General features: G+C 73.5%; 27 protein-coding genes. 16 read left to right on the top strand and 11 right to left on the bottom strand.

Going from position 1 to position 25,598, the window contains the following annotated elements:
- Positions 1–9 precede the first annotated feature (9 nt).
- The 3 genes from ACZ60J_RS35310 to ACZ60J_RS35300 all read right to left on the bottom strand — a co-directional run bounded on the left by ACZ60J_RS35310 (position 10) and on the right by ACZ60J_RS35300 (position 1,103).
- Positions 10–489, bottom strand: a complete 480-nt coding sequence (locus tag ACZ60J_RS35310) for a nuclear transport factor 2 family protein (RefSeq protein WP_382979891.1) — start codon at positions 487–489, stop codon at positions 10–12.
- A 69-nt stretch (positions 490–558) separates the two neighbouring features.
- Positions 559–735 carry a hypothetical protein gene (locus ACZ60J_RS35305; RefSeq protein WP_243339660.1) on the bottom strand — a complete coding sequence of 59 codons (177 nt, stop codon included), beginning with the start codon at positions 733–735 and terminating at the stop codon, positions 559–561.
- Positions 736–857: 122 nt separating this feature from the next.
- Complete coding sequence (locus tag ACZ60J_RS35300) at positions 858–1,103, bottom strand: hypothetical protein (RefSeq protein WP_469688265.1); 246 nt, start codon at positions 1,101–1,103, stop codon at positions 858–860.
- 110 nt (positions 1,104–1,213) lie between these two features.
- Here ACZ60J_RS35300 and ACZ60J_RS35295 point away from each other — a divergent pair, with 110 nt between their 5' ends.
- Both ACZ60J_RS35295 and ACZ60J_RS35290 read left to right on the top strand, forming a co-directional pair.
- The gene (locus ACZ60J_RS35295; protein WP_469688264.1) at positions 1,214–1,438 is read left to right on the top strand and encodes a hypothetical protein; all 225 of its coding nucleotides are present in this window, start codon (positions 1,214–1,216) and stop codon (positions 1,436–1,438) included.
- 46 nt (positions 1,439–1,484) lie between these two features.
- Entirely contained in the window at positions 1,485–1,736 is a 252-nt protein-coding gene (locus ACZ60J_RS35290; protein ID WP_469688263.1) for a hypothetical protein, read from the top strand.
- Between the two features lie 100 nt (positions 1,737–1,836).
- Here the strand turns inward: ACZ60J_RS35290 and ACZ60J_RS35285 are convergent, their stop codons facing one another.
- Together ACZ60J_RS35285 and ACZ60J_RS35280 are read right to left on the bottom strand one after the other, a co-directional pair.
- Entirely contained in the window at positions 1,837–2,715 is an 879-nt protein-coding gene (locus ACZ60J_RS35285) for an undecaprenyl-diphosphate phosphatase (RefSeq protein WP_469688262.1), read from the bottom strand.
- A gap of 48 nt (positions 2,716–2,763) precedes the next feature.
- On the bottom strand, positions 2,764–3,513 hold the full coding sequence (locus tag ACZ60J_RS35280) for a TVP38/TMEM64 family protein (protein WP_469688261.1): 750 nt from the start codon (positions 3,511–3,513) through the stop codon (positions 2,764–2,766).
- Positions 3,514–3,562: 49 nt separating this feature from the next.
- On the opposite strand from ACZ60J_RS35280, the gene ACZ60J_RS35275 reads away from it, so the two are divergent.
- From ACZ60J_RS35275 to ACZ60J_RS35260, 4 genes are all read left to right on the top strand, one after another.
- On the top strand, positions 3,563–4,288 hold the full coding sequence (locus tag ACZ60J_RS35275) for a DNA alkylation repair protein (protein ID WP_469688260.1): 726 nt from the start codon (positions 3,563–3,565) through the stop codon (positions 4,286–4,288).
- A gap of 308 nt (positions 4,289–4,596) precedes the next feature.
- A complete protein-coding gene (tuf, locus tag ACZ60J_RS35270; protein WP_469688259.1) occupies positions 4,597–5,790 on the top strand; it encodes an elongation factor Tu in 1,194 nt (397 codons plus the stop codon).
- A gap of 97 nt (positions 5,791–5,887) precedes the next feature.
- Positions 5,888–6,787 carry a patatin-like phospholipase family protein gene (locus ACZ60J_RS35265; protein ID WP_469688258.1) on the top strand — a complete coding sequence of 300 codons (900 nt, stop codon included), beginning with the start codon at positions 5,888–5,890 and terminating at the stop codon, positions 6,785–6,787.
- Positions 6,788–6,854: 67 nt separating this feature from the next.
- Positions 6,855–7,646, top strand: coding sequence for a spermidine synthase (locus ACZ60J_RS35260; protein WP_469688323.1), 792 nt, complete (start codon positions 6,855–6,857; stop codon positions 7,644–7,646).
- Positions 7,647–7,691: 45 nt separating this feature from the next.
- Here ACZ60J_RS35260 and ACZ60J_RS35255 read toward each other — a convergent pair whose 3' ends face one another.
- Both ACZ60J_RS35255 and ACZ60J_RS35250 read right to left on the bottom strand, forming a co-directional pair.
- Positions 7,692–9,056, bottom strand: coding sequence for an MFS transporter (locus ACZ60J_RS35255; RefSeq protein WP_469688257.1), 1,365 nt, complete (start codon positions 9,054–9,056; stop codon positions 7,692–7,694).
- 70 nt (positions 9,057–9,126) lie between these two features.
- Entirely contained in the window at positions 9,127–10,188 is a 1,062-nt protein-coding gene (locus ACZ60J_RS35250) for a DUF8017 domain-containing protein (RefSeq protein WP_469688256.1), read from the bottom strand.
- A 95-nt stretch (positions 10,189–10,283) separates the two neighbouring features.
- Between ACZ60J_RS35250 and ACZ60J_RS35245 the strand changes: the two genes are divergently transcribed.
- The 4 genes from ACZ60J_RS35245 to ACZ60J_RS35230 all read left to right on the top strand — a co-directional run bounded on the left by ACZ60J_RS35245 (position 10,284) and on the right by ACZ60J_RS35230 (position 14,555).
- Positions 10,284–10,736, top strand: a complete 453-nt coding sequence (locus ACZ60J_RS35245; protein ID WP_250740213.1) for a DUF4442 domain-containing protein — start codon at positions 10,284–10,286, stop codon at positions 10,734–10,736.
- Positions 10,737–10,916: 180 nt separating this feature from the next.
- On the top strand, positions 10,917–11,144 hold the full coding sequence (locus ACZ60J_RS35240; protein WP_469688255.1) for a DUF2191 domain-containing protein: 228 nt from the start codon (positions 10,917–10,919) through the stop codon (positions 11,142–11,144).
- A gap of 129 nt (positions 11,145–11,273) precedes the next feature.
- Positions 11,274–13,799, top strand: coding sequence for a beta-glucosidase (locus tag ACZ60J_RS35235; protein WP_469688254.1), 2,526 nt, complete (start codon positions 11,274–11,276; stop codon positions 13,797–13,799).
- 72 nt (positions 13,800–13,871) lie between these two features.
- Positions 13,872–14,555 (top strand): DedA family protein, encoded by a 684-nt coding sequence (locus ACZ60J_RS35230; protein ID WP_469688253.1) that lies wholly within the window; start codon positions 13,872–13,874, stop codon positions 14,553–14,555.
- A gap of 68 nt (positions 14,556–14,623) precedes the next feature.
- On the opposite strand, the gene ACZ60J_RS35225 is transcribed toward ACZ60J_RS35230, so the two are convergent.
- Positions 14,624–15,169 carry a gamma carbonic anhydrase family protein gene (locus ACZ60J_RS35225; protein WP_469688252.1) on the bottom strand — a complete coding sequence of 182 codons (546 nt, stop codon included), beginning with the start codon at positions 15,167–15,169 and terminating at the stop codon, positions 14,624–14,626.
- A 125-nt stretch (positions 15,170–15,294) separates the two neighbouring features.
- Here ACZ60J_RS35225 and ACZ60J_RS35220 point away from each other — a divergent pair, with 125 nt between their 5' ends.
- A complete protein-coding gene (locus ACZ60J_RS35220) occupies positions 15,295–16,053 on the top strand; it encodes an acyltransferase (protein WP_469688251.1) in 759 nt (252 codons plus the stop codon).
- Between the two features lie 16 nt (positions 16,054–16,069).
- On the opposite strand, the gene ACZ60J_RS35215 is transcribed toward ACZ60J_RS35220, so the two are convergent.
- Positions 16,070–16,939: an EamA family transporter gene (locus ACZ60J_RS35215; RefSeq protein ID WP_469688250.1), complete on the bottom strand. Its 870-nt coding sequence runs from the start codon at positions 16,937–16,939 to the stop codon at positions 16,070–16,072.
- Positions 16,940–17,042: 103 nt separating this feature from the next.
- Between ACZ60J_RS35215 and ACZ60J_RS35210 the strand changes: the two genes are divergently transcribed.
- The gene (locus tag ACZ60J_RS35210; protein ID WP_469688249.1) at positions 17,043–17,624 is read left to right on the top strand and encodes a helix-turn-helix domain-containing protein; all 582 of its coding nucleotides are present in this window, start codon (positions 17,043–17,045) and stop codon (positions 17,622–17,624) included.
- Positions 17,625–17,715: 91 nt separating this feature from the next.
- Here ACZ60J_RS35210 and ACZ60J_RS35205 read toward each other — a convergent pair whose 3' ends face one another.
- Positions 17,716–18,120 carry a CoA-binding protein gene (locus ACZ60J_RS35205; protein WP_469688248.1) on the bottom strand — a complete coding sequence of 135 codons (405 nt, stop codon included), beginning with the start codon at positions 18,118–18,120 and terminating at the stop codon, positions 17,716–17,718.
- A 111-nt stretch (positions 18,121–18,231) separates the two neighbouring features.
- Here ACZ60J_RS35205 and ACZ60J_RS35200 point away from each other — a divergent pair, with 111 nt between their 5' ends.
- The 4 genes from ACZ60J_RS35200 to ACZ60J_RS35185 all read left to right on the top strand — a co-directional run bounded on the left by ACZ60J_RS35200 (position 18,232) and on the right by ACZ60J_RS35185 (position 23,760).
- Positions 18,232–18,858 (top strand): YigZ family protein, encoded by a 627-nt coding sequence (locus ACZ60J_RS35200; protein ID WP_469688247.1) that lies wholly within the window; start codon positions 18,232–18,234, stop codon positions 18,856–18,858.
- A gap of 147 nt (positions 18,859–19,005) precedes the next feature.
- The gene (locus tag ACZ60J_RS35195; protein ID WP_469688246.1) at positions 19,006–20,178 is read left to right on the top strand and encodes an exonuclease SbcCD subunit D; all 1,173 of its coding nucleotides are present in this window, start codon (positions 19,006–19,008) and stop codon (positions 20,176–20,178) included.
- The gene (locus ACZ60J_RS35190) at positions 20,175–23,195 is read left to right on the top strand and encodes an AAA family ATPase (protein WP_469688245.1); all 3,021 of its coding nucleotides are present in this window, start codon (positions 20,175–20,177) and stop codon (positions 23,193–23,195) included. Before ACZ60J_RS35195 ends, ACZ60J_RS35190 begins: the two co-directional genes overlap by 4 nt.
- 58 nt (positions 23,196–23,253) lie before the next feature.
- Positions 23,254–23,760, top strand: coding sequence for a rhodanese-like domain-containing protein (locus ACZ60J_RS35185; RefSeq protein WP_469688244.1), 507 nt, complete (start codon positions 23,254–23,256; stop codon positions 23,758–23,760).
- 74 nt (positions 23,761–23,834) lie between these two features.
- Here ACZ60J_RS35185 and ACZ60J_RS35180 read toward each other — a convergent pair whose 3' ends face one another.
- Positions 23,835–25,541 carry a DUF885 domain-containing protein gene (locus ACZ60J_RS35180; RefSeq protein WP_469688243.1) on the bottom strand — a complete coding sequence of 569 codons (1,707 nt, stop codon included), beginning with the start codon at positions 25,539–25,541 and terminating at the stop codon, positions 23,835–23,837.
- Between the last annotated feature and the right edge of the window lie 57 nt (positions 25,542–25,598).

The following is a 25,598-nucleotide window of genomic DNA, read 5'->3' as shown; positions in this document are numbered from 1 at the left end:
GTCGGACCATCAGAACGACATGTGCCGCCACTTCTCGTGGACGGTGACCCGCGAGAGCCGCCAGCCGGACCGGGCGGTACGGGTGACGGCGAAGGTGTAGCGGCCCGCCGCGACGAAGTTGGGCGCGGTCACGGGGGGCCCGCCGTCGTCGGGCTCCTCCCCGGCGAGCCGCATGGGATTGAGGAAGTCGGCCCGGACTTCCGCCGTGTCACCGGGGGAGCCGCCCGGGTCCGCGATCCGTATCAGCCGGTTCACGATCAGGTGCTGGCGCACCGGGAACAGCTTCATCGTCTCCGCGAGCCAGTCCGCTACCTCCCCGGCCGGGCCCTCGATCCCGCCGGCCGAGGCGTAGTCGGCCCGCCCGCCCGGAGCGAACAGGGCGCGGTAGGCGTCCCAGTCACCGTCGTCCACGGCGATGGCGTATCCCGTGACCAGCTCGTCGATCGCCAGTCGGTCCATCACGCCCGCAAGGTCCACACGCTGCGTCATCGGGTCAGTGTGGGGGCGCGGGCCGCGAAGGCCAAGGGGCGTGCGCGGCCCGGATGTCCGGACGCCGGATCAGTGACCGGAACGCGCCTCCCGGGGACGGACCACCACGAGGTAGGCGTCGCTCGCCAGATCCATGACCACCTCCGCGGGCACGCCCTCGCGCATCCGCTGCGCCGCGTACTCCTCGGCCGGCCAACTCCCCCTCGGACTTCCGGCCGGAAACCGCTCCAACACCACTCGACCCATGGGACACCCCCTGCTGCTCGTCTTCAGGTCTCTCCCTCCACAACGACGCGGAGGCCGCCCGGCAACGTTCCCGGGCGGCCTCCGATTCACGCGAACCGGTGAGCGGGCCGTTCGTACGGCGGTCACGGTTCGGGGCGGTCCCGAGCGACGGCGAGGCGCAGCGCGGTTGCCGAACGGGGCAGGGGCGCGGTCTGCAACCCGAGGTGTTCGGCGGCGTGCAGGATCGCGTCCAGGAACATCGGGTCGGCATCCTGCACGGCGATCACCAGGAGGGGGTCGAGCTGGTCGCGCCACGCGTCACGAGCTGCGGGGCGCGTGCGGACCTCGTCGGCCCAGGCGAGCATCTCCGTACGGTTCGCGCGGGGCATCGGGACTCCGGGGTCCGGCCCGGGTGGGACGGAGCGCAGGGTCACCGCCGCGGCGAGTGCGGCCGCGAGAGTCGTGTGGTAGCACGTGCCGAAGAGACTCCCCTGCCACGGTGTCCGTGTCCCAGGCCTCGCAGGCGAAGTTCGGCATACAGAAGCTCTGGCACGCCACTGTCCAGTGCCAGATCGTGCGCATCAGCGACAACAATGTCGTTGGATACGACCGGGCCGACGGACAGGGCAACACCGAGCAGGCGGCCGTCACGGACGCGGCCCGCAACATCCCCGTCCCGTCCGGTCACTACAAGCGCCACTGCGACACCAAGCGCATCTGGTAGGACCACCAGAGTCGCGCCCGTCGCCCACCGGGAAGAGAGCGACCCGATGACATCCGAGACCCCACGCGTCCACGAGATCCGCCTCGGCCTGTATGCCACCCCCGCACAGGCAGAGGAAATCAAGGAGCGCATCACGCGGCTGCTGTGCCCGGAGCCCGAGCACGCGCCGCCGTGCCCCGTTCCCTGGTCCGTCAGCCTGCTCGACCGTTCCACCGGGACGGACGACGCCGGTGACGGCGTCCCGTACCAGGAGCTGATCGATCAGGCGCGGGCCGAGCAGGGCACACGGGAGTCCTGAGAGCACGACGACCGACCACGCTGCCCTGCACCCCGATCGGGGTGCAGGGCAGCGTGTTGTCGTCCCGGTACGTCGTGGTGGGGGGTATCCCACCGCCCTGTCAGCCGCCGGATTCACCCGCGTGGGGGCTGAGCACACCCATGCCGACCAGGGCGAACAGCAGGATGCCGAGCAGGATCCGGTAGATCACGAACGGCATGAAGCTCTTGCTGGAGATGAACTTCATGAACCAGGCGATGACCACGTAGCCGACGACGAAGGCGATGACCGTCGCGAAGATGGTCTGCCCCCAGGCGATGTGCCCCGGGTCCTCGATCACGTCCTTGATCTCGAACAGGCCCGAGGCCAGTACGGCCGGGATGGCGAGGAGGAAGGAGTAGCGGGCGGCCGCCTCGCGGGTGAAGCCGAGCAGCAGACCGCCGGAGATGGTGGCACCGGACCGGGACACACCGGGGATCAGGGCCATCGCCTGGCAGAGACCGAAGATGAGGCCGTCCTTGACGCCCAGTTCCTTCAGGGTCTTGCGCTCACGGATGGCGCGGTGCCGGCCGCCCTCCTCGTCGCGCGCGGCCAGCCGGTCGGCGATGCCGAGCACGACGCCCATCACGATGAGGGTGGTGGCGATCAGTCGCAGATCGCGGAACGGGCCCTCGATCTGGTCCTTGAAGGCGAGGCCGAGGACACCGATCGGGATCGAGCCGACGATCACCAGCCAGCCCATCTTGGCTTCCTGCTCGGAGCGCAGCGCCTTGGTGTACAGCGAGCGGAACCACGTGGAGATGATCTTCGCGATGTCCTTGCGGAAGTAGATCAGTACGGCGGCTTCGGTGCCGATCTGCGTGATGGCGGTGAAGGCCGCTCCCGGATCGTGCCAGCCGGCGAACGCCGCGGTCAGCCGCAGGTGGGCGCTGGAGGAGATCGGGAGGAACTCCGTAAGCCCCTGGACGAGACCGAGGATTAGGGATTCGAACCAGCTCATGTCGGGGTGCGCTCGTCCTTGTGATCGTCGGGCAGTTCGCGTCCGATGCTAGGGCCCGTGAGGTGCGGCCGTGACCACAGGGGGGTGTACGGCCGTCAGTTCCCGTGCGGACACGGGCCGCTCGGGCCTCGGCTCGGGCTTCCGTACGGGCGCCAGCCGGTGCCGCTTGCGCCAGGCGACGACCGCCGCCCCCACCGCGGAGAGGGCGATGAAGCCGAACGAGGCGAGGAACGCGGGGGAGGTCGGGGAGGAGGCGCTGGCCCCCGCGATCACGTACGCGGCGGTGTTCGGGACCACGCCGATCGCGGTGGCGAGGAGGAAGGGGACCCAGCGGCAGCGGGACAGCGCGGCGGCGTAGTTGGCCACGGCGAAGGGCAGACCAGGGAAGATCCGCACCGCGAGCATCGAACGGAAGCCGTGCCGGGCCAGCTGGTCGTCGGCCGCCTGCAGCCAACGCCCGCGGATCAGCGGACGCAGGGCGTCGCGCCCCATCATCCGGCCCAGCCCGAAGGAGATCCCCGCACCGACGACCGAGCCGCCGACCGCGGCGACCAGGCCGAACTGGGAGCCGAAGAGGGCCCCCGAGGCCAGGTTCAGCAGCGGGCGCGGCACCAGGGCGGCCGTGCACACCCCGTACGCCGCGGCGAAGAGCAGGACGGCGGCGCCCACCGGGAGCCCCGGGGGCCAGCCCTCCGAGAGCAGGCGCTGGGGCTCGAACAGCACGACGCAGACACCGGCCGCGAGGAGCAGCACGACGAGCAGCGAGAGCCGCGTCCACGGCGCGAGGAGGAGGGACATTCCGGGAGACTAACCGACCCCCCTGTCCGAGCGCCGTAATCTGGGCCTCATGCAGTCGAACGACCGGAGGCGCCCGCGGGTTCCGGACAGCGACCTCGCCGACCTGCTGGCGGCGCGCCTCACGAAGTCCTACGGCGGCGCGGCCGACGCGGGCCGGGCCGCGCCCATGGCCGCGTACATGAAGGACGTCTCACCCTTCCTGGGGATCCCCACCCCGCTGCGCCGCGAGCTGTCCCGGGCCGTGACCAAGGACACCCCGAAACCGTCCGAAGCGGACTGCACGGCCGTCGCGCTGCGCTGCTGGGAGCTTCCGGAGCGTGAGTACCGCTACTTCGCCGTCGACTACCTGCGCCGGCACGTCTCCCGCTGCTCCTCCGGCTTCCTGCCCGTGGTCCGGCACCTGATCGAGACCGACCCCTGGTGGGACACCGTCGACCTGCTCGCCGCGCACACCGTCGGCCCGCTCGTGGCGGCGGACCCGGCGCTCGCCGCCGTCATGGACGACTGGATCGGGGACGAGAACCTGTGGGTGGCCCGCACCGCCCTGCTCCACCAGCTCCGGTACAAGTCCGCGACCGACACCGACCGGCTCTTCGCGTACTGCCGCCGCCAGAGCGGCCACCCCGACTTCTTCGTCCGCAAGGCCATCGGCTGGTGCCTGCGCGAGTACGCCAAGACGGATCCCGCCGCCGTCCGCGCCTTCGTCACCGCCGAGCGCGAGTCGCTGTCCCCGCTCTCGGTGCGCGAGGCACTGAAGAACACCGGCGGGGCGTAGGACAGCGGGGATCCAGCAGCGCCCCGCGCGCCAAGTCGGGCCCCCCTCCGCGTAATTCACTGGCCCTGCCGCGCCCGCTCCGGCAGGATCGACCGCATGTCCAGGCACGCCTTCCCCGTAGCGCCGTCCGCAGTCGCGGACGCGCCGAAGGCTGCCGTCCCCGCACAGCTCGCCGCGGGCGCACTCGCACCCGCATTCGGCGGCGCACGAAGCTGACCCTTCCCGGATCGTCCGGCGGACCCCACAGGGGGAGGGTCGGTTCGCTCGGGGGTCCCGTTCTCCAGCTTCGGATCACACGGGAAGACACCATGGCCAAGACGGCCTTCGTACGCACCAAGCCGCACCTCAACATCGGCACCATGGGTCACGTCGACCACGGCAAGACGACGCTGACCGCCGCCATCACCAAGGTCCTCGCCGACCGCGGCGGCGCCTCCTTCGTGCCGTTCGACCGCATCGACCGGGCCCCCGAGGAGGCCCGGCGCGGCATCACCATCAACCTCACCCACGTCGAGTACGAGACCGACACCCGGCACTACGCCCACGTCGACATGCCCGGCCACGCCGACTACATCAAGAACATGGTCACCGGTGCGGCCCAGCTCGACGGGGCGATCCTCGTCGTCTCCGCGCTCGACGGGGTCATGCCGCAAACCGCCGAGCACGTGCTGCTCGCCCGGCAGGTGGGCGTCGACCACATCGTCGTCGCGCTGAACAAGGCCGACGCCGGGGACCCCGAGCTCACCGACCTGGTCGAGCTGGAGGTCCGCGAGCTGCTCACCGCGCACGGCTACGGCGGGGACGGAGCGCCCGTCGTACGGGTCTCCGGGCTCGGGGCGCTGGACGGCGACCCGCAGTGGACCGCGTCCATCGAGGCCCTGCTCGACGCCGTGGACACGTACGTGCCCATGCCCGTGCGGTACACCGACGCGCCGTTCCTGATGCCGGTGGAGAACGTCCTCACCATCACCGGTCGCGGCACCGTCGTCACCGGCGCCGTCGAGCGCGGCACCGTGGCCATGGGCGACCGCGTCGCCCTGCTCGGCGGCGGCGGAGGCGGAGGCGCGGGTGCGGCCGTGGAGTCCGTGGTCACCGGACTGGAGACCTTCGGGAAGCCGATGGAGTCCGCCGAGGCCGGCGACAACGTCGCGCTGCTGCTGCGCGGCGTGCCCCGCGACGCGGTGCGCCGCGGGGACGTGGTGGCCGCGCCCGGCAGCGTCGTACCGGGGCGCCGCTTCACGGCGCGGGTGTACCTGCTGTCCGCCCGCGAGGGCGGCCGCAGCACGCCGGTGGCGACCGGCTACCGGCCCCAGTTCTACATCCGCACCGCCGACGTGGTCGGGAACGTGGACCTGGGCGGGGCGGACCCGGCCCGGCCCGGCGACACGGTCACCATGACCGTCGAGCTCGGGCGGGACGTCCCGCTGGAGAGCGGGCTCGGCTTCGCGATCCGCGAGGGCGGACGCACCGTCGGGGCCGGGACGGTGACCGAGGTCGGGTAGAGCCGCCCGGCAGCGGCCGGGCGGTACCCCCTGTGGTGGCGGTGGTCGGCTTGCGCCAGACTGCCGTCACCACAGGCATGCGGGGAGGGAGCGGTTCGTGAAGGACGGCAGCGCGAGTGGCGGCGCGGGCGAAGGCGGCGGCGCGGACAAGGGCACGGCTCTGGTGCTCGGAGGCGGCGGGCTGACCGGCGTCGGCTGGGAGGCCGGGATGCTCTACGGGCTCGCCCGCGCGGGCGTCGACCTGACCGGCGCCGACCTCGTCGTCGGGACCTCGGCCGGCTCCGTCGTCGGCGCGCAGCTCACCTCAGGACTGCTCACCCCGCAGGAGTTGTACGAGCGCCAGCTCGGCGACCCCGGCGGGGAACTCCCCGCGAAACTGGGCGCTTCCCTGATCGGGCGGTACGCCGTCGCGATGGTGCGCTCCCGCGACGCGAAGTCCTACCGGCGCCGGATCGGCGCCTTCGCCCTGGCCGCCGACACGGAGCCGGAGGGCGTGCGCCGCAAGGTGCTGGAAGCCCGCCTGGTGTCGCACGACTGGCCCGAGCGGCGTCTCGTCGTCGCGGCGGTGGACGCGCTGACCGGCGAACTCGCCGCCTTCGAGCGCGGCAGCGAGGCCGGGCTGGTCGACGCCGTCTCGGCGAGCTGCGCCGTCCCCGGGGTGTGGCCGCCCGTGACGGTCGCGGGACGCCGGTTCGTCGACGGCGGGATCCGCTCCGCGACCAACGCCGATCTCGCCTCCGGCTACGGGCGCGTGGTGATCCTCGCGCCCATGGCCACCGGCGCCGGGCTGATCCCCTCGCCCGCGTCGCAGGCCGCGCGCCTGCGCGAGGCCGGGGCGAAGGTGCTGCTGATCACCCCGTCGGCGCAGGCCCGCAAGATCTTCGGACGCAACGTACTGGACCCCGCGCGCCGCGATCCCGCCGCGCGGGCAGGGCTGGAGCAGGCCGCCGAGCACGTGGAGCAGGCGCGCGAGGTGTGGGCGGCTCCGGGGGCCTGACAATGGTGCGGTGAGTGACGAACAGATCCCGGTGATCCGGGACGTGGCCCAGGGCACCGCCAAACTGATGCCGGACATCGACCGCGAGCGGGCCTGGCTGCTCACCGTGGACGGGGCGCCGCAGTCGTACGTGGACCTCGACGATCCGGAGCACCTGGAGTTCGAGTACGTACGCCGCCTCGCGCACGTCCTGGACTGCGTGGGCGAGCCGGGGGCCGCGCTGGACCTGCTGCACCTGGGCGGCGGCGCGCTGACCCTGCCGCGGTACGCGGCGGCCGGCCGGCCGGGGTCGCGGCAGGACGTGGTCGAGTTCGACGGCGGGCTCGTCGCGCTGGTCGGGGAGTTCCTGCCGGTCGCGGCCGGGAGCGGCATCACGGTGCACGTCGCCGACGCGCGGGCCTGGCTGGCCGGGGCGCCCGACGCGAGCGCGGACGTGGTGGTCGGGGACGTCTTCGGCGGATCCCGGGTGCCCGCTTCGCTGGCCTCGGTGGAGTACGCCCGGGAGGTGGCGCGGGTGCTGCGGCCCGGCGGGGTGTACGCGGCCAACCTCGCCGACGGGGCGCCGTTCGCCTTTCTGCGGGGGCAGCTCGCGAACTTCGGGGCGGCCTTCGGCGAGTTGGCGCTGATCGCGGAGCCGGGGGTGCTGCGGGGGCGGCGGTTCGGGAACGCGGTGCTGCTCGCTTCGGACCGGGAGCTGCCGGTGGCGGAGCTTTCGCGGGTGTGCGCGGGGGACGCGTTCCCCGCGCGGGTGGAGGCGGGGGCGGCCCTCGCGCGGCTGATGCGGGGGGCCCTGCCGGTCTCCGACGCCGATGCGGTGGCCTCGCCCGAGCCGCCGGAGGGGGCGTTCAGCGTCGGCTGAGCGGGCCCTCCGGCGGCTCGGGGGCCCTGCCCCGGACCCCGCACCTCACACGGCGGCGGGGCTGGACGGCACGGGGCTGGAGCAGGCCGGACCCGGTTCGGTCTGCCCCGACTCGGTCTGACCCGGTTCGACCGGACTCCGTCCGGCGGGGGAGGCGGGCTGCTTGCGGGTCATGTTGCGGACGTCCGGGACCAGGAGGACGGCGGCCGTGGCGATGATCACCAGGGCCGAGCAGCCCCAGAGGGCCGACGAGCGGCCGATCGCCGATTCGACCGGCCCGGCCACCGCCGTGGCCAGCGGGAGCATCGACAGCGAGCCGAACCAGTCGTAGGCGGAGACGCGGGAGAACATCTCCTCCGGAATCTCCTGGTGCATCGTCGTCATCCAGTTGACGGCGAACAGCTCGAGGCCCACGCCGCTCACGAGCATCGCCGCGCACAGGCCCCACACAGGCAGCGGCACGGCGAGTCCCGCTGCGGGGAGCGCCGACGGGAACATGCACAGGGTGGCGACCAGCAGCAGCCGGCGCGGCTTCCAGACCATCATCAGGACGGCCCCGCCGATGGTGCCGATGCCGAAGAAGGCCAGGGCCACGCCCCAGGGGGCCGCCCCGCCCAGCTGATCCACGGCGACCAGGGGGCCGTAGACCGCTTCGGCGGCGCCGATGACGGCCACGACCACGGAGAACTGGAGCACGATGCTCCACAGCCAGGGACGGCTCCTGAACTCCACCCAGCCCTCGCGCAGATCGGCCAGCAGCCCGCCGCCGGGGGCGCGTTCGGCGACGTCGCCGACGTCGAGGAAGGCCCGTAGGGCTCCGGCGGCGGCGAAGGCGGCCGCGTCCACGGCGAGGACCCACCCGGGGCCCATGAACGAGACCATGGCTCCGCCGAGGGCGGCTCCGCCGACGCCGGCGCCGCTCATCGCCATCCGGAAGAGGGCGAAGGCGCGGGTGGCCTGGGGGCCCGAGACGGTGGCCATGAGCATGCCCTCGGCGGCCGGGTTGAAGAAGGCCGTGCCGGTGCCGCACAGCGCCGTGAGCAGCATCATCTGCCACAGCTGCGGATCGCCGGTCAGGACGAGGACGGCGAAGACGGCCTGCGAGACGCCGTTGAGGGCGTTGGCCGCGACCATGACGTGGTGGCGGGGGATCCGGTCGGCGACGGCTCCGCCGATGAGGAGGAAGAGGACGAGCGGCAGCGTACGGGCGGCGGCCACCAGGCCGACGTCGCCGGCGGAGCCGCCCGCCTGCACGACCGCGAAGGCGGTCGCGATGAGCGCTCCGTGGCTCCCGAGGTTCGTGATGACCGCGGCACCCGTCAGCAGGGTGTAGTTGCGGCCGGCCCACTCGGGTCTGCGGCGCGCGGCCGGCGGACGGGTGGCCTGGGGGGAGGGGGAGGGAGAGCTCACCTCCGGACTATCCCCGCCCCTGGCCGGAAATCCAAACGGATTTCCGGCCAGGGGCGGGGCGCGGGGAAGATCAGCTCGTCTGGAGGCGGACGCTGCTCAGGATCTTCTCGTAGGTCTCCTTGCTCACTTCGCCCGGGACACCGGCGGCGCCGTAGAGGACCCAGGTGGAGAGGTCACCGTTGGTGGTGAGGAAGCTGAAGGCCACGGACTTGCCGTCCGTGGAGCACTTGTTCTCCTTGGGCAGGCCGCTGACGGTCGCGGTCGCCATGTGGCCCTTGAGCCCGGAGGAGGTCGTGTACTCCTTCGCCTCGGTCACCTTGGTGGTGCCCTTCGGCGCCTTCTGCGCGTACGCGGCGAAGGCCCAGTTGCCCGCCTCGTTGTACGCGGCTTCGGCGGTGCCCTTCGCACCCATGCCGCCCTTGGTTCCGGTGCTCGCCAGCTCGGTCGACTCCTCCTTGCCGTCCTTGTTGGCGTCGACCTTGCACCAGTCCTCCTTGAGGATGGCGGGCGCCCCCATCATGACCAGGGCGCTGCCGTCGGTCTTGTTGTGGTCTTCGAAGCCGATGGACAGGCCCGAGGACTTGACCTCCCAGTCCGGCGGGACGTCGAAGGCGGTGCCGTACTTCGGGTTGAGGACGACCTTCCAGCCGGGGATCACCGGCTTGGCCTCGGCGCCGCCGCGCGGGTTGGCGCTCGGGCTCGCCGGGGCGGACGCGCCCGAGGAGGCCGGGGCGGAGGGGGAGGCGCTCGGCTTGTCGTCCGCCTGGTTGGAGGCGTCGTCGTCCCGGGTCAGGACGAACGCCCCGGTGGCCACGGCGGCCACGACGACGGCCGTGGCCGCCACGATGGCCACGGTCTTGGTCGAGAACGGGCTCCCGCCGCGCGGGGGCGGGGGCGGGGGAGTGCCGCCCCACTGGGGTACGGGAACGGTCGGGGGCTGCTGGCCCCACCCCTGGGGAGCGGGGGGCTGCTGCGGGTACCCGTAGCCGGGCTGCTGCTGCTCCCCGTACGCCGCCGTCGGCGGCTGCTGCTGGTACGGGTTCGGCGTTCCCGGCTGCTGCTGGTACGGGTTCTGATGCGCGTCCTGGGGGTTCGGTTCTCCCCCGGGCGGCTGCTGCTGTCCTGGCCACATGGCCGGTAACGATAGTGGGAGTGCGCGCGGGGAGCCACGGCCACCCCCGGCCGGGTCTGGCCAAGGGTGACTACTCGCGGGTAACATCGCGTGCCATGAGCGCTGAACAGATGAACGTGGGCGAACTGCTCGCCGCGACCGTGCCGATGGCCAAGACCCTGAACCTCCAGTTCCTGGAGACCACCCCCGAGCGCGCCGTCGTCCGGCTCCCGGACCAGCCGGACTTCCACAACCACCTCGGGGGCCCGCACGCCGGCGCCATGTTCACCCTCGCCGAGTCCGCGAGCGGCGCGATCGTCCTGGCCGCCTTCGGTGACCAGCTCTCCCGCGCCGTGCCCCTCGCGGTGAGCGCCGAGATCGGCTACAAGAAGCTCGCCAAGGGCGTCGTGACGGCCACCGCCACCCTCGGCCGCCCGGCCGCCGACGTCGTCGCCGAACTCGACGCGGGCGGCCGCCCGGAGTTCCCCGTCACCATCGCCATCCAGCGCGAGGACGAGGCCGTGACGGGCGAGATGACCGTCGTCTGGACGCTGCGCCCCAACGCGTAGTTCCGGACCCGGGACGGAGCGTGCCGCGGGTGGTCGTACGACAGGCCTGCGGCACGCTCCTTCCGCATTTCCTCCCGGCTCCCCCGGCTCCTCCCGGCGGGACGGCGACGGCCCGGAGACCCTGCGCCCCGCGGCATGCGCCCGCTAGAGTCCCTCCTCCGACGACGGACGGACGGACGGATGGATGGAGGGGGTCCCGTGCCGGGGAGAGCCAAGGTCAGCATCAGTCTCGACGCCGAGCTCGTGGTGGAGGTGATGGTCCTCGCCGGGATCGGTTCGCCCCAGGACGCGGTCGAGGCCGTCGTACGGGACTACATCGAGCGCGGCCACCGCACCGAGGCGCGGGTGCAGCTCCAGGACGAGCCCCGGCGCGAGGCCGACCTCGATCGGCAGCCGCCGCAGGGCTGAACATCGGCGGCGCGGTGGCGCGCCTGAAGCGGGCCCGCGCGGCGGGCGGCGCACAGTGGGCGGCGGGAGCGGTCCGGCGCGGGCCGCTCCCGCCACCTGACGCCGATGCCCACGCCGCAGGGAGCGCCCATGAGCGAGGCCGTGTCCAGACGCCGTGCGATGCGCCTCCTCGGGGCGATGGGCGCCGCCCTCGGCGCGGCCGGCTGCGTACCGGCGCCGCCGCCCGGCGCGCAGCCCCGTAAGGCCTCCGGCTCCGGGGCGTCCCCCGCCGCGGCTCCGGCCGCCGGCAGTGCCGCCCGGATCGACGCGCTGCTGGACCGGCTCACCCTGGAGGAGAAGACCGTCCTGCTGCACGGCGGCCCGGACCCGGAACCGCTCGGCCAGGCCGGTTACGTGCCGGGCATCGCCCGCCTGGGCATCCCGGCGCTCCGCCTCGCCGACGGCCCGGCCGGGGTACGCGTCGCCAAGCCCGCCACTGCGCTGCCCGCGCCGGTCCTGCTCGCCTCCGCCTTCGACCCGGCGCTCGCCCGCGCGTACGGGCGGGTCATCGGCCGCGAGGGCCGCGCGCTCGGCATCGACGTGCTCCTCTCGCCGATGGCCAACCTCATCCGCACCCCGTACGCCGGCCGGAACTTCGAGACGTTCTCGGAGGACCCGAAGCTGACGGCCGACCTGGTCGCCGAGGTCGTCCGGGGCATCCAGGACGAGGGGCTCATCGCCACCGTCAAGCACTTCGCGCTCAACAACCAGGAGAAGGGCCGCGACACCGTCGACGTGATCGCCGCCGAACAGACCCTCCACGAGACGGAGCTACGGGGCTTCGAAGCCGCCGTGGCCGCCGGGGCCGGCGCCGTGATGGGCGCCTACAACAAGGTCAACGGGGTCTACGCCTGCGAGAACAAGCCGCTCCTCGACGAACTGCTCCGCGGCCGCTGGGGGTTCGACGGCTGGGTGATGTCGGACTGGGACGCCACCCACAGCACCGTCGCCTCGATCGGCGCCGGCCTCGACATGGAGATGCCCGCGGGGACCCACTACGGCGCCCCGCTGCGCGAGGCGGTGCGCGGCGGCTCCGTCCACGAGGACACCGTCGACCGCGCCGTGCGCCGGATCCTGACCACCATGGACCGTTTCGGACTGCTCGCCGGGCACCCCGCCGCCCGGCCCGCCCGGGACGCCGCCGCAGGAGCCCGCACCGCACGGCAGATCGCCACCGCCGGAGCCGTCCTGCTGCGCAACGAGCGGGCCACGCTGCCGCTGACGGGCCCCGCCGCCCGCTCCATCGCCGTGATCGGACCCACCGGGCGGACCCCCTTCGTCAGTGGCGGCGGCAGCGCCCACGTGGTGCCGGACAAGGCCGCCGCCCCCCTCGACGAGATCCGGCGGCGTGCCGGGAGCGGCTCCACGGTGAGCTACGCCCTCGGCGAGGACCTCTACGGGCGCCCGCTGCCGGCGAAACTGCTGACGCCCGACGCCGGCCTCGACGACCGTGCGGTGGCACCCGGGCGCACCTGGGGCTACGAGGGAACCTTCCGGCTGGCCGCCGACGACGAGTGGACCCTGCTCGTCCACTACACCGGGAAACGGCCGGCCGTCCGGCTCGACGGGGAGGAGCTGTTCCCCGTACGGCAGGGCGTGGCCGAGCAGTTCGCCGGCGGACTCCTCGGCGCCGCGCCCGACGGCCGCACCGTGCGCCGCCGCACCCTCGCGCTCAAGGCGGGCGACCACCGCCTCGCCGTCTTCGCCGAGGGCGGGCCCGCGGGGCAGCGGCTGCGGCTGCGGCACACCACGAGGGCGACCCGGGCCGCCGACCTCGCCGAGGCCGTCAAAGCGGCCAAGGCGGCCCGCAGCGTGGTGCTGTTCGCCTACGAGGACGCCACCGAGGGCAGCGACCGCACCTCCCTGGGGCTCCCCGGCGGCCAGCCGGCGCTGATCGAGGCGGTCGCCGCCGCCAACCCGCACACCACGGTGGTGCTCAACACCTCCTCCGGTACGACCATGCCGTGGCTCCCGCGCACCGGAGCGGTCCTCCAGATGTACTACCCGGGGCAGGAGGGCGCGGCCGCCACCGCCGACGTGCTCTTCGGCGACGCGGAACCGGGCGGCCGCCTCACCCAGACCTTCCCGGCCGACGAGCGGGCGACCCCGGTCGGCGCGGACCAGGTGCGCTACCCGGGCGTGGGCGGGCGGCAGGAGTACACCGAGGGGGTGCACGTGGGCCACCGCTGGTACGACCAGCAGCGGGTGGCTCCGCTGTTCCCCTTCGGGCACGGGCTCTCGTACACGACCTGGGCGTACGAGAAGCTGACGGTCCGGCGGGGCGGTGCGCACGGGAAGCACGGCGGGCTGCGCGTGGAGTTCACCGTCCGCAACACCGGACGCCGCACGGGCACGGAGGTGGCCCAGGTCTACGTGGGCCCGTCCCCGGACCTGAAGCTGGACCAGCCGGTCCGGGCCCTGGCCGGGTACCGGCGCCTCACCCTCGAACCCGGCGAGGAACGGCGGATCGTCATGGACCTCGACGCGCGCACCCTGTCCTCCTGGGATCCCGGGCGGGACGCCTGGGTGGTGGGGACGGGACGCCGCGACGTGTTCGCGGGGCGTTCCTCCCGCGAACTGCCGCTGCGGGCAAAGGCTGTGGTGGCGACCGGATGACGACCGGATAGGCTGCCCGTTCGGCCTGCCACAGGGGGCGCGCCGGGCGGAACAGCTTGGGAGGACGTACCGGTGGTCGAGCAATGGCTGGAGACGATTCCGGCGGTCAGCATCTACCTCCTGGTGGGGCTCGTCATCGGACTGGAGAGCCTCGGCATCCCGCTTCCGGGGGAGATCGTTCTGGTCAGCTCGGCGCTGCTGGCCTCGCAGCAGGGGCACATCGACCCCGTGGTGCTGGGCATCTGCGCGACCATCGGGGCGATCGTCGGCGACTCGATCGGCTACGCGATCGGGCGCAAGGGCGGGAAGCCGATGCTGGAGCGGCTGGGCCGGCGCTTCCCCAAGCACTTCGGGCCGGACCAGGTGGCCATGGCGGAGCGCTCCTTCGAGAAGTGGGGCATGTGGGCCGTCTTCTTCGGGCGGTTCGTGGCGCTGCTGCGGATCTTCGCGGGGCCGCTGGCGGGCGTGCTGCACATGCCGTACTGGCGGTTCCTCATCGCGAACGTCCTCGGCGGGATCCTGTGGGCGGGCGGCACGACGGCCGTCATCTACACGGTCGGGAAGGTCGCCGAGCCGTGGCTGAAGGGCTTCTCGTGGGCGGGCCTCGCGCTGGCCGTCATCTGCGGGCTCACCATGACCCTGGTGGTGCGCGGCCGGATGAAGAAGGCGGCCGCGGCGGCGCGTGCCGAGGCCGGTGCGGACACGGCCGCGGTGCCGGGGCAGGCTTCGGCCGCTCCGAGCGTGCTCACCGACTGAGTCCGCTCACCGACTGAGAGGGTTGTTCCCCGCCCTCGGGCGGGGAACACGAGCACCGGCGGTGCCCGTTACGCGCCCGGGGTCACCGAGGCGCTGTGCTGCTTGGCCAGTTCGGTGTACATGAGGGCGTTGACCTTGATGCCCTCGCGCTCCTCCGCGGTCAGCTCGCGCCGCACCTTCGCCGGGACGCCGGCGACCAGCGAGCCGGGCGGGACGACCATGCCCTGCGGGACCAGCGCCTGGGCGGCCACCAGCGAGCCGGCGCCGATGACCGCACCGTTGAGGACCGTCGCGCCCATCCCGATCAGGCAGTCGTCCTCGACCGTGCAGCCGTGCACGACGGCGTTGTGCCCGATGGAGACGCGCTCGCCGATGGAGACCGGGAAACCGGGGTCCACGTGCACGGTGCAGTTGTCCTGCACGTTGCTGTCGGCGCCGAGCGTGATCGGCCCGCAGTCCGCGCGGAGCACGGCCGAGTACCAGATGCTCGCGCCCGCGCCGAGGCGTACGTCCCCGACCACGACGGAGGTGGGAGCGGTGAACGCGGTCGGGTCGATCTCGGGGTTCTTCCCGCCGACACCCGCCACGAGTGCCTGGGCCGCCTGCTGCGTCATGTGTTCTCTTCCTCTTCCGGTACGTCGCGTCGCGCTACCGGAACCGTAGGCCACGCCGCCCGCGCCCCGGAGATGGGGTGAAGATCACGGCGCGGCCCGGGCTCCCGGCGCGCTACGGTGACCCGGTGGCGAAGAACCAGAACACGTTCTCTTCTCAGGCGGCGCTCTCCTCTCTGACGGGGCTGCGCCGCCGGCTCGCCGGGCGCGCGGTCCACGCGGGCTGGCGCTGGATGCAGCGGGCCGGCGCGGTCACCGCCCAGACCCCCGGAGGGCTGCGCTTCGGCGCCATCGGGCACGGCACCCGGCTCGCCTTCCCGCAGGGCACGGTCTTCGGCGCGCCCTGGATCCGGCTCGGCGACCACTGCATCATCGGGGAACAGGTCACGCTCACCGCCGGGATGATGCCGGACCTCGACCTCGGCGCCGAACCGGTCCTGGTCCTCGGCAACGGCGTGGTCATCGGCCGCGACAGCCACGTCATCGCCGACACCCGGATCACGATCGGCAACGACACCTTCTGCGGTCCCGGGGTGTACATCACCTCCACCAACCACAGTTACGACGACCCGCACGAGCCCGTCGGCAAGCAGTGGCCGCGCAGCGCTCCGGTGGAGATAGGCCCGGGCTGCTGGCTGGGGACCGGCGCGGTGATCCTGCCCGGGGCGCGGCTGGGCCGCAACGTCGTTGTGGCGGCGGGCGCCGTCGTACGGGGCGAGGTGCCGGACCACGCCGTGGTGGCGGGGGCGCCGGCGCGCATCGTCCGCCGCTGGGATCCCGAGACGGGCTGGCAGCCGCCGCTGCGCACCCCGGCGCCGGTCCCGATCCCCGACGGGGTGACGCCGGAACAGCTGCGCGCTCTGGCGGACGTGACGGACCCGGAGTGAGGGCGTCCCAGGCGGCTCAGCCCGCCGCGAGCAGGACCGTGCCCGCCAGGGCCAGGCCCGCGCCCGCCGCCTGGACGGTGCGCAGGCGTTCCTTGAGTACGGCGAAGGCGGCCAGGGCGGTGATCACCGGGTAGAGGGAGGAGAGCACGGCGGCGGTGGTGACCGGGCCGTGCTGGGCGGCGATGGAGTAGGTGCCGTTCGCCGCGACGTCGGCGAGGCCGACGAAGGCGAGCGCCGGCAGCAGCGTCCAGAGGATCCGCAGGCCGCCCGCATCCGCCGGGAGGGCCGGGGTGCCGCGCCGGGCCCGCACCCACAGGGCCGTGCCGCCGACGGTGACGTTGGTGACGCGCTGGACGAACAGCGCGAGGAACAGACCCGGCACGGTGGAGGAGGCGTGGGCGATCAGGGCCATCACCGCACCGAAGCCGAAGGCCGCGACGAGGGTGAGGACGACGGCCTGCCGCTGTACGGGAGCGCCGCGGAGCTCGGGTCCGCCCGCGAGGACGATGCCGACGACGGCCACCGCGATCCCGGCGAGCTGGGCGGCGCCGGGCCGCTCGCCCAGGAGCAGCCCCGCGGCCATCGGCACCACCACGCCGAGCGATCCGAGCGGGGAGACCACGCCCATCGGGCCCAGTGCGAGCGCCTTGTAGAAGCTGAGCATCGCGACCGGTCCGACCAGCCCCGCCCCCACGGCGAACCAGAGCTGCGGTCCGGCCTCCCGCCAGGCCCCGGTGCCCAGGACCACCGCGCCCAGCACGAGGACGGCGAGGACCTGGGAGGCGACGACCACCGTGAGGGCCGGTATCCGGCGGGTGAGCAGTCCTCCGCCGAAGTCGGCGAGGCCCCACAGGACGGCGGTGGCCAAGGCGAACAGGGCGGTCATGGGGGGCCTCGCAGTACAGTGCGTTGAACGGTGGAGTACAACGCACCATAGTTCAACGCAGTGAACCCTGTCATCCAAAATATTGTACGGAGTGGATGGAACGGTGTCGGATCTCGAACAGCTCACCCAGGCGCTCGGCCGCAACCTCAAGCGCTGGCGCGGGGAACGCGGGTTCACCCTGGAAGCGCTGGCCGCCCGTGCGGGGGTGAGCCGCGGCATGATCATCCAGATCGAGCAGGCCCGTACGAATCCCAGCGTCGGCACCACGGTCAAACTGGCCGACGCGCTCGGGGTCAGCATCACCACCCTCCTCGACCACGACCGCGGTCCACGGGTGAACGTGGTCCTGCCGGGCCAGGGGGTGCGGATGTGGTCCACCGAGGGCGGCAGCGGGGCGAGCATGCTGCTCGGCGACGACCGGCGCGGGCCGGTGGAGATGTGGACCTACCGGCTGGAGCCCGGCGAGGGGACCGCCTCGGACCCGCATCCCGCGGGCACCTTCGAGATGCTGCACGTCACCGTGGGGGAGCTGACCCTGCTGGTCGCCGACGAGACGTACGCCGTGCCGGCCGGCGGGGCCGTCTCCTTCGAGGCGGACGCGGCGCACGCCTACCGCAACGAGGGGCCCGGTCCGATGGAGATGACCATGGCGGTCTCCATCCCGCCGGTGACCGCCAAGGGGTGAGGGGCCTCGGTTTACCGCCCGCGAGGCCGGCCCGGGGTCAGTGGGCCGGCGGCCCCCCCTCGGCCGGCGTCGCGGTCGGGGTGCCGGCGCCTCAGAGCGCGGGGATCTCGATCGCCGGGCAGCGGTCCATGACCATGTCCAGGCCGGCCGCGCGGGTGCGGGCGGCGGCGGCCTCGTCGACCACGTTCAGCTGGAACCAGACCGCCTCCGCCCCCTTCGCGACGGCCTCGTCGGCGACCGCACCCGCAAGGGAGCTGTTCACGAAGACGTCCACCACGTCCACCTTGAACGGGATCGCCTCCAGCGACGCGTAGCCCTGCTCGCCGTGGACCGTCTCGGCCTTGGGGTGCACGGGGACCACGCGCTTGCCGTACCGCTGGAGGACCTCGGCCACCCGGTACGCGGCCCGGTCCTGATTGTTGGACAGGCCGACCACGGCCCAGGTGTCGCCGAGCTCGGTGAGGATCTTGCGGATGGTTCCCGGATCGCCGTACACGCGTGCCGCCTCCTGCTGCTGATGATGTCGCTGCTGCTGCGTCCGGCAGCTGATCGCCGCCACCCCGATCAACGGAAAAGACGCATGTCGGATTCCCCGTAGGGTGGACGGGTGAAGGCAGACCAGTACGTGACGGTGGCCCGTGAGGGCGTGCACGAGTCCGAGATCAACCGCTCCCGGTTCCTGTGCGCGCTCGCGCCCGCGGCGACCGAGCAGGAGGCTCAGGAGTTCGTCGCCCGGATCCGCAAGGAGCACCCCACCGCCTCGCACAACTGCTACGCCTACGTCATCGGCGCCGACGCCTCCGTGCAGAAGGCGAGCGACGACGGCGAACCCGGCGGCACCGCCGGCGTGCCGATGCTGCAGATGCTCACGCGCCGCGACATCCGCTACGCCGTCGCCGTCGTCACCCGCTACTACGGCGGCGTGAAGCTGGGCGCCGGCGGGCTCATCCGCGCCTACGGCGGGGTCGTCGGGGAAGCGCTCGACGCGCTCGGCACCGTCACCCGCCACCGCTACCGGCTCGTCACCGTCACCGTCGACCACCAGCGGGCCGGCAAGACCGAGAACGACCTGCGCTCCACGGGCAGGACCGTGCTCGACGTCCGCTACGGGGCAGCCGTGGAGATCGAGGTGGCCCTGCCCGAGGCGGACCTGCCCGCCTTCGAGGCCTGGCTGGCCGACAGCACCGCCGGGAGCGCCACCCTCACACCGGGCGGCGAGACGTACGCCCCCTGAGGGGGCCGCGAACCGTACGGAGACGGCGAGCGTGACGGGTCGGGTGGCGGCATGCGTTAGCGTGGCAGGGGGCCACGGCCGGCCCCGGGCCGGGTCGTGCCGGTTGTTGAGGGGCAGTGGGGTGGACGTGCAGGTCAGGGTGAGTCCGTGAAGTTCCTGCACACCTCCGACTGGCATCTGGGGCGGAGTTTTCACCGGGTGAACCTGCTCGGGGCCCAGGCCGTCTTCATCGATCACCTCGTCGAGACCGTCCGGGAGCACGAAGTCGACGCCGTGCTCGTCGCCGGTGACGTGTACGACCGCGCCGTGCCGCCGCTGCCCGCCGTGGAGCTGTACGACCAGGCCCTGCACCGGCTTGCCGATCTTGGTGTGCCCACCGTGATGATCTCCGGGAACCACGACTCCGCACGGCGTCTCGGGGTCGGGGCCGGGCTGATCGGGCAGGCCGGGATCCACCTGCGGACCGATCCCGCCGGGTGCGCCGACCCCGTGGTGCTGGCCGACGTACACGGTGACGTGGCGTTCTACGGGCTGCCGTATCTGGAGCCCGCGCTGGTGCGGGACGAGTTCGGTGCCGGGAAGGTGAGCCACGAGGCCGTGCTCGGTGCGGCCATGGACCGGATCCGGGCGGACCTCGCCGGCCGGGCACCCGGCACGCGGTCCGTCGTGCTGGCCCACGCCTTCGTCGCCGGCGGACTGGCCTGTGACAGCGAGCGCGACATCACCGTCGGCGGGGTCGAGGCCGTGCCGGCTTCCGTCTTCGACGGGGTCGACTACGCCGCCCTCGGCCATCTCCACGGCTGCCAGCGGATCAACGAAAGGGTGCGCTACTCCGGCTCCCCCCTCGCCTACTCCTTCTCCGAAGCCGATCAGCGCAAGAGCATGTGGATCGTGGAGCTCGGCGAGGGCGGGGAGATCGTCGGCGCCGAGCGCGTCGACACCCCCGTGCCGCGCGGTCTGGCCCGGGTGCGGGGATCGCTGGAGGAGCTCCTCTCCGAGGAGGAGTACGCCCGGTACGAGGACTGCTGGGTGGAGGCGACGCTCACCGACGCCGTCCGGCCCGAGGAGCCCATGGCCCGGCTCGCCGTGCGCTTCCCCCACGTGCTGAGCCTCGCCTTCGACCCCGAGGGCCGTGGCGAGGACGCCGGCGGATCCTACGCCCAGCGGCTCAAGGGCCGCAGCGACCGGGAGATCGCCGAGGACTTCGTCGCCCACGTGCGCGGGGGCGGGGGCTACTCCGACGACGCCGAACGGGCCGTCCTCCAGGGCGCCTTCGACGAGGTACGGGCCGAGGACAGCCGGCAGGAGACCCACCGATGAGGCTGCACCGGCTGCGCATCACCGCCTTCGGGCCCTTCGCCGAACCCCAGGAGATCGACTTCGACGCCCTCTCCGGCGCCGGGATCTTCCTGCTGCACGGTCCCACCGGCGCGGGCAAGACCTCCGTCCTGGACGCCGTCTGCTACGCCCTCTACGGGTCCGTCCCCGGCTCCCGGCAGGCCCCGGGCACGACGCTGCGCAGCGACCACGCGGCGCCGGACACCCCGACCGAGATCACCCTCGAACTCACCGCGGGCGGACGGCGCCTGGAGATCACCCGGCGGCCCGAACAGGACCGGCCCAAGAAGCGCGGCACCGGGACGACCAAGGACAAGGCGCAGAGCTGGCTGCGTGAGCACGACGGGGAGAAGTGGGCCGCGCTGAGCCGGTCCCATCAGGAGATCGGCGAGGAGATCGAGCAGCTGCTCGGCATGAGCCGCGAGCAGTTCTGCCAGGTCGTGCTGTTGCCGCAGGGGGAGTTCGCACGCTTCCTGCGGGCCGACGAAGTGGCGCGGGGGCGGCTGCTGGGGCGGCTCTTCGACACCCGGCGCTTCGCCGCCGTCGAAACCCTGCTGGGTGAGCGCCGCCGCGCCGCCGAGGCCAGGGTCCGCGCCGGTGACGAGCAGGTGCTGCACACCGCCCAGCGGCTCGCCCAGGCCGCCGGGGACGCCCCCGACCTGCGCGCCTGGCCGCTGCCCCGGCACCAGCCGGGCGACCCCGGGCTGGCCGGGGCGATCCGTGCCTGGGCCGCCGTCGCACGGTGCTCCGCCCGCGAGCGGCTCACCGTCGCCGAGTACGCACTCGCCGCCGTCGAGGGGCGCTACCACGCCGCCCGGCGGGCTGCGGAGGAGGCGCGGGAACTCGACCGGCTGCAGCACCGGTACGCGGAGACCACCCGGCGGGCGGCCCTGCTCGCCGAGGCCGGTCCGGAGCGGGAGCGGGTGCGCACCCTGCTCGACCGGGCCCGGCGCGGAGCCCTGGTCGCCCCAGCCCTGGAGCTGCGCGGAGCCGCCGCCGGAGCCCACATGGCCGCCGCGCACGCGGAGTCGGTGGCCCGGGCGGAGCTGCCGCCGCAGCTCGCCGAAGCCGGCACCGAGCAGCTGGCCGCGGTCGAGCAGCGGCTGCGCGAGGACCTGGGAGCCCTCGGAGCCGCCCGCCGCTCCGAGCAGCGCAGCGCCGAGATCGGCCGCGAACGGGCCGACCTGGAACGGGAGTCCCGGGCCGCCGAGGAACAGCAGCAGGAGACCGCCGAATGGCTCGGCCGCTGGGACGCCACCCGGACCGGGCTGGCCGGGCGCGCGGACGCCGCCCAGCAGGCCGCCACCCTGGCCGAGCAGCTCGCCGGCAAACTGGAGCCGGCCCGGCTGCGCATGGATGCCGCCCGGCGCCGCGACGCCCTCGACGGCGAGGCGGAGCGCGCCTCGGGCGAACTGCTCACCGCGCGCGAGGAGTCGGCCGCCGCCCGGGAGCGCTGGCTGGAGCTCAAGGAGACCCGGCTGCGCGGGATCGCCGCCGAACTCGCCGCCGCCCTGGTGGAGGGGGAGCCCTGCACCGTGTGCGGGGCCGCGGAGCACCCGGCTCCGGCCCGCCCCGCCCCCGGTCACGTCGACCGGGCCGCGGAGGAGGCGGCGCACGCCCGCTTCGAGGGGGCCGAGGAGCGCAGGGCCGGCGTCGAGCGCAGGCTGGCCGCCGTCCGGGAGGCCCGCGCCGAGGCCGCGGCCGCCGCCGGTGAGGCCACCACCGCCGAACTCATGGAACTGACCTCCGGCCTGAGTTCCCGTCACGCCGAGGCGCACGCTGCCGCCGCCGGACTGCACACCGCCCGCGAGCGGCTGGCCCGCGCCGAGCGGGAGCACGCGGTGCGCAGCACCGAGCGGAGCGAAGCCGAGGCCCGGGCCGCGGCGCGGGCTTCGCGCCGCGAGGCCCTCGACCGGGAACAGGCCTCGCTGGAGGCGGAGCTGGCCCTCGTGCGGGCGGACGCGCCCAGCGTCGCGGCCCGCGCCGGAGTCCTGGAGGACCGGGTCCGCATGGTCACGGCCGCGGCCGCCTCGCTGCGCCGGGCCGAAACCACCGCCGCCCGGCTGAAGGAAGCCGACGACCAGCTCGCCGACGCCGCCTTCAAAGCCGGCTTCGACACCACCGAGGAGGCGGCCGACGCCGTGCTCCCCGAGTACGAACGCAGCGCGCTCCAACGCCGCACCGACACCTGGCAGGCGGAGGAGGCCATGCTGGCCGACCGCCTCGGCGAGGCCGACACCGCCGCGGCGGCGGCCCTGCCCCCGGCCGCGCCGGAGGCCGCCGAGCAGTACGCGGCGCTGGCCGCGGCGAAGCTTCGTACGGCCGGGTCCGCCGTGGACGCGGCCCGGGTCCGGTGCAAGGACCTCGACGGACTCTCCCTCCAAGTGGAGCGGGAGCTGCGCTCCCTGGGACCGCTGCGCGAGGCCTACGAACGGGTGGCCCGGCTCGCCGGACTCACCGCGGGCACCTCCGCGGACAACGAGCGCAAGATGCGGCTGGAGGCCTACGTGCTCGCCGCCCGGCTGGAGCAGGTCGCCGCCGCGGCCACGGTACGGCTGCTGCGCATGTCCGGCGGCCGCTACACCCTCCTGCACTCCGACGCCAAGGCGAGCGGCCGCGGGCGTTCCGGGCTCGGGCTGCACGTGGTCGACGCCTGGACCGGCAGCGAGCGGGACACCGCCACGCTCTCCGGCGGCGAGACCTTCTTCGCCTCGCTGGCCCTCGCGCTCGGTCTGGCCGACGTGGTCACCGACGAAGCGGGCGGCATGCGGCTCGACACCCTCTTCATCGACGAGGGCTTCGGCAGCCTCGACGACCAGGCACTGGACGAGGTGCTCGACGTGCTGGACTCGCTGCGCGAACGCGACCGCAGCGTCGGCATCGTGAGCCACGTCGCCGACCTGCGGACCCGGGTGCAGGCCCAGCTGGAGATCGTCAAGCAGCGCGGGGGCTCGGTGGTGCGGCACCGCACGGCGGGCGACGGACAGACCCGGGCATAGGGTGTGACCTGCGAAAATGCGTTTTCGGCAATGATCAACAGATTGTAGATTTGCCGCCATGACGACTTTGAACACCCAGTCCGCCGCAACCAACCCCGTGCTCCGCGTGCCGCCGGCCGCACCCGAGGCCGCCGCCGCCTACTTCGCGGCCAGCCTGGCCTTCCACGCCGACGTCTCGGACGTCGCCGCCGCCTTCAAGGCGCACCGGGAGGAGGGCGCCGAGCTCGGCTTCCAGCTCGTGGACTCCCGCTCCACCCCGTCCTGGGACCAGGCCCACGTGCCCGGGGCGGTCCACCTGCCGAACGCCCTCGTCGCCGAGCAGGCGGAACGCCTCCTCGACAAGGCCGTTCCCGTGGTGACCTACTGCTGGGGCCCGGCCTGCAACGGCGGCACCCGCTCCGCGCTCGCCCTGGCCCGGCTCGGCTTCCAGGTCAAGGAGATGCTCGGCGGCATCGAGTACTGGATCCGCGAGGGCTTCGAGGTCGAGACCTGGCAGGGCCGTGAGCAGCGTCCCGAGGCCGACCCGCTGACCGCCCCCACGGACTCCGACGACTGCGGCTGCTGAAGCGGCTCCGGACGGCGGACGGGCCGGCCCCCCGAGGGAGTCGGCCCGTCCGTGCGCGGTGCGGGTCCCGCCGGTCAGAGCTTCGACAGCTCGTCCACCAGGTCGTCCAGACCCAGCGAACCCTGGGACAGCGCCGCCATGTGCCAGGCCTTCAGGTCGAAGGAGTCACCGTGCGCGGCGCGCGCGTTGTCACGGCCCAGCAGCCAGGCGCGCTCGCCCAGCTTGTAGCCGATCGCCTGGCCCGGCATCGACAGGTAGCGGGTGAGCTCGCTCTCGACGAAGTCGCCCGGCCGGCCGCTGTGCAGGCCGAAGAACTCCTGCGCCAGGTCCACCGTCCAGCGCTCGCCCGGGTGGAACGGCGAATCCGCCGGGATCTCCAGACCCAGGTGCATGCCGATGTCCACGATGACCCGCGCGGCGCGCATCATCTGGCAGTCCAGGTAACCGAGGCGCTGCTCGGCGTCCTTGAGGTAGCCCAGCTCGTCCATGAGCCGCTCCGCGTACAGCGCCCAGCCCTCGGCGTTGGCGCTGACGAGACCGACGCTGGCCTGGTAGCGGGAGAGCTGGTCCGCCACGTGGGTCCACTGCGCCAGCTGGAGGTGGTGGCCCGGAACGCCCTCGTGGTACCAGGTGGAGACCAGGTCGTAGACCGGGAAGCGGGTCTGGCCCATCGTGGGCAGCCAGGTGCGGCCGGGACGGGAGAAGTCCTCGGACGGGTTCGTGTAGTACGGGGCCGCGGCGCCGCCCGGAGGCGCGATCCGCGACTCCACCCGCTTGACCCGCTCGGCGAGTTCGAAGTGCGTGCCGTCGAGGTTCTCGATGGCCTCGTCCATCAGGCCCTGCAGCCAGGCCTGGACCTCGTCCACGCCCTCGATGTGCGTGCCGTGCTCGTCCAGGTGCTTCAGCGCCTCCCACGGACCGGCGCCCGGAAGGATCTTGGCGGCTTCCGTCTTCATCTCCGCCAGCAGCCGGTGGTACTCCGACCAGCCGTAGGCGTAGGCCTCGTCGAGGTCCAGGTCGGTGCCGTTGAAGTAGCGCGACCAGCGGGCGTAGCGCTCGCGGCCCACCGGGTCGGGCTTGCCCTCGACGGCGGGGGCGTACACGTCCCGCATCCAGTCGCGCAGTTCCACGACGGCTGCGGTCGCGGCGCCGGCCGCCGCGTCGAGTTCGGCGCGCAGCGCCTGCGGACCGGCGGCGGCGAACTCGGCGAAGAAGCCGGGCCCGGCCTCGGCGCCCTCGCCCGCCCAGTTGGTGAGCTGCTCGATGAAGGTGGCGGTGGGGCGCGGGCTGCCGAACAGGCCGCGGTCCAGGCCGAGCGCGAGGCACTCGCGGTAGCCCGCGTACGCGACGGGTACGGCGCGCAGCCGCTCGGCGATCGCGGCCCAGTCCTCGTCGGTCTCGGCCGGGGTCAGGGAGAAGACCTCGCGGACCGAGTGCGCGGGGGAGTGGATGTTGCTGACCGCGCGCAGGTCCTCGTCGGCTTCGTGGACGGCGAGTTCCGCGGTGAGCCGCTCGCGCAGCAGCCGGGCGCAGCGGCGCTCGACGTCGCTGTCGGCGCCGGGCAGGAGCTCGGCGGCGTCGAGCTTCGCGAGCGTGGCGCGGGAGAGTTCGGCGGCCGCCGCGCGGCCCGCGGGGGAGAGGTCCGGGAGCTTGCCGGAGCTCGCGGCGACACCGAGGTAGGTGCCCGTGATCGGGTCGATGGCGATGAGGTCGTCGACGTAGGCATCGGCGACCTGCCGGGGCAGTCGTGCGGCGCTGTCACTGGTGATGATGTCTGACATGTGGACATCTTCGTATGCGGGACGGGTCCGCGTCATCACCAAAGATCGCCAGCCTGC

The organism is Streptomyces sp. NPDC104226, from assembly GCF_055584085.1.
The sequence above is the reverse complement of the archived record's forward strand: the minus strand, read 5'-3'. Positions and strand labels throughout refer to the sequence as shown.

What these genes read in the sequence shown, in the direction of transcription:
- ACZ60J_RS35240 (WP_469688255.1), top strand. Translation starts at nt 10,917, where the DNA reads ATGGATGGAGGGGGTCCCGTGCCGGGGAGAGCCAAGGTCAGCATCAGT.
- ACZ60J_RS35245 (WP_250740213.1), top strand. Translation starts at nt 10,284, where the DNA reads ATGAGCGCTGAACAGATGAACGTGGGCGAACTGCTCGCCGCGACCGTG.
- ACZ60J_RS35280 (WP_469688261.1), bottom strand. Translation starts at nt 3,513, where the DNA reads ATGTCCCTCCTCCTCGCGCCGTGGACGCGGCTCTCGCTGCTCGTCGTG.
- ACZ60J_RS35190 (WP_469688245.1), top strand. Translation starts at nt 20,175, where the DNA reads ATGAGGCTGCACCGGCTGCGCATCACCGCCTTCGGGCCCTTCGCCGAA.
- ACZ60J_RS35215 (WP_469688250.1), bottom strand. Translation starts at nt 16,939, where the DNA reads ATGACCGCCCTGTTCGCCTTGGCCACCGCCGTCCTGTGGGGCCTCGCC.
- ACZ60J_RS35185 (WP_469688244.1), top strand. Translation starts at nt 23,254, where the DNA reads ATGACGACTTTGAACACCCAGTCCGCCGCAACCAACCCCGTGCTCCGC.
- ACZ60J_RS35250 (WP_469688256.1), bottom strand. Translation starts at nt 10,188, where the DNA reads ATGTGGCCAGGACAGCAGCAGCCGCCCGGGGGAGAACCGAACCCCCAG.
- ACZ60J_RS35180 (WP_469688243.1), bottom strand. Translation starts at nt 25,541, where the DNA reads ATGTCAGACATCATCACCAGTGACAGCGCCGCACGACTGCCCCGGCAG.
- ACZ60J_RS35235 (WP_469688254.1), top strand. Translation starts at nt 11,274, where the DNA reads ATGAGCGAGGCCGTGTCCAGACGCCGTGCGATGCGCCTCCTCGGGGCG.
- ACZ60J_RS35290 (WP_469688263.1), top strand. Translation starts at nt 1,485, where the DNA reads ATGACATCCGAGACCCCACGCGTCCACGAGATCCGCCTCGGCCTGTAT.
- ACZ60J_RS35275 (WP_469688260.1), top strand. Translation starts at nt 3,563, where the DNA reads ATGCAGTCGAACGACCGGAGGCGCCCGCGGGTTCCGGACAGCGACCTC.
- ACZ60J_RS35225 (WP_469688252.1), bottom strand. Translation starts at nt 15,169, where the DNA reads ATGACGCAGCAGGCGGCCCAGGCACTCGTGGCGGGTGTCGGCGGGAAG.
- ACZ60J_RS35300 (WP_469688265.1), bottom strand. Translation starts at nt 1,103, where the DNA reads ATGCCCCGCGCGAACCGTACGGAGATGCTCGCCTGGGCCGACGAGGTC.
- tuf (WP_469688259.1), top strand. Translation starts at nt 4,597, where the DNA reads ATGGCCAAGACGGCCTTCGTACGCACCAAGCCGCACCTCAACATCGGC.
- ACZ60J_RS35305 (WP_243339660.1), bottom strand. Translation starts at nt 735, where the DNA reads ATGGGTCGAGTGGTGTTGGAGCGGTTTCCGGCCGGAAGTCCGAGGGGG.
- ACZ60J_RS35260 (WP_469688323.1), top strand. Translation starts at nt 6,855, where the DNA reads ATGCCGGACATCGACCGCGAGCGGGCCTGGCTGCTCACCGTGGACGGG.
- ACZ60J_RS35285 (WP_469688262.1), bottom strand. Translation starts at nt 2,715, where the DNA reads ATGAGCTGGTTCGAATCCCTAATCCTCGGTCTCGTCCAGGGGCTTACG.
- ACZ60J_RS35310 (WP_382979891.1), bottom strand. Translation starts at nt 489, where the DNA reads ATGACGCAGCGTGTGGACCTTGCGGGCGTGATGGACCGACTGGCGATC.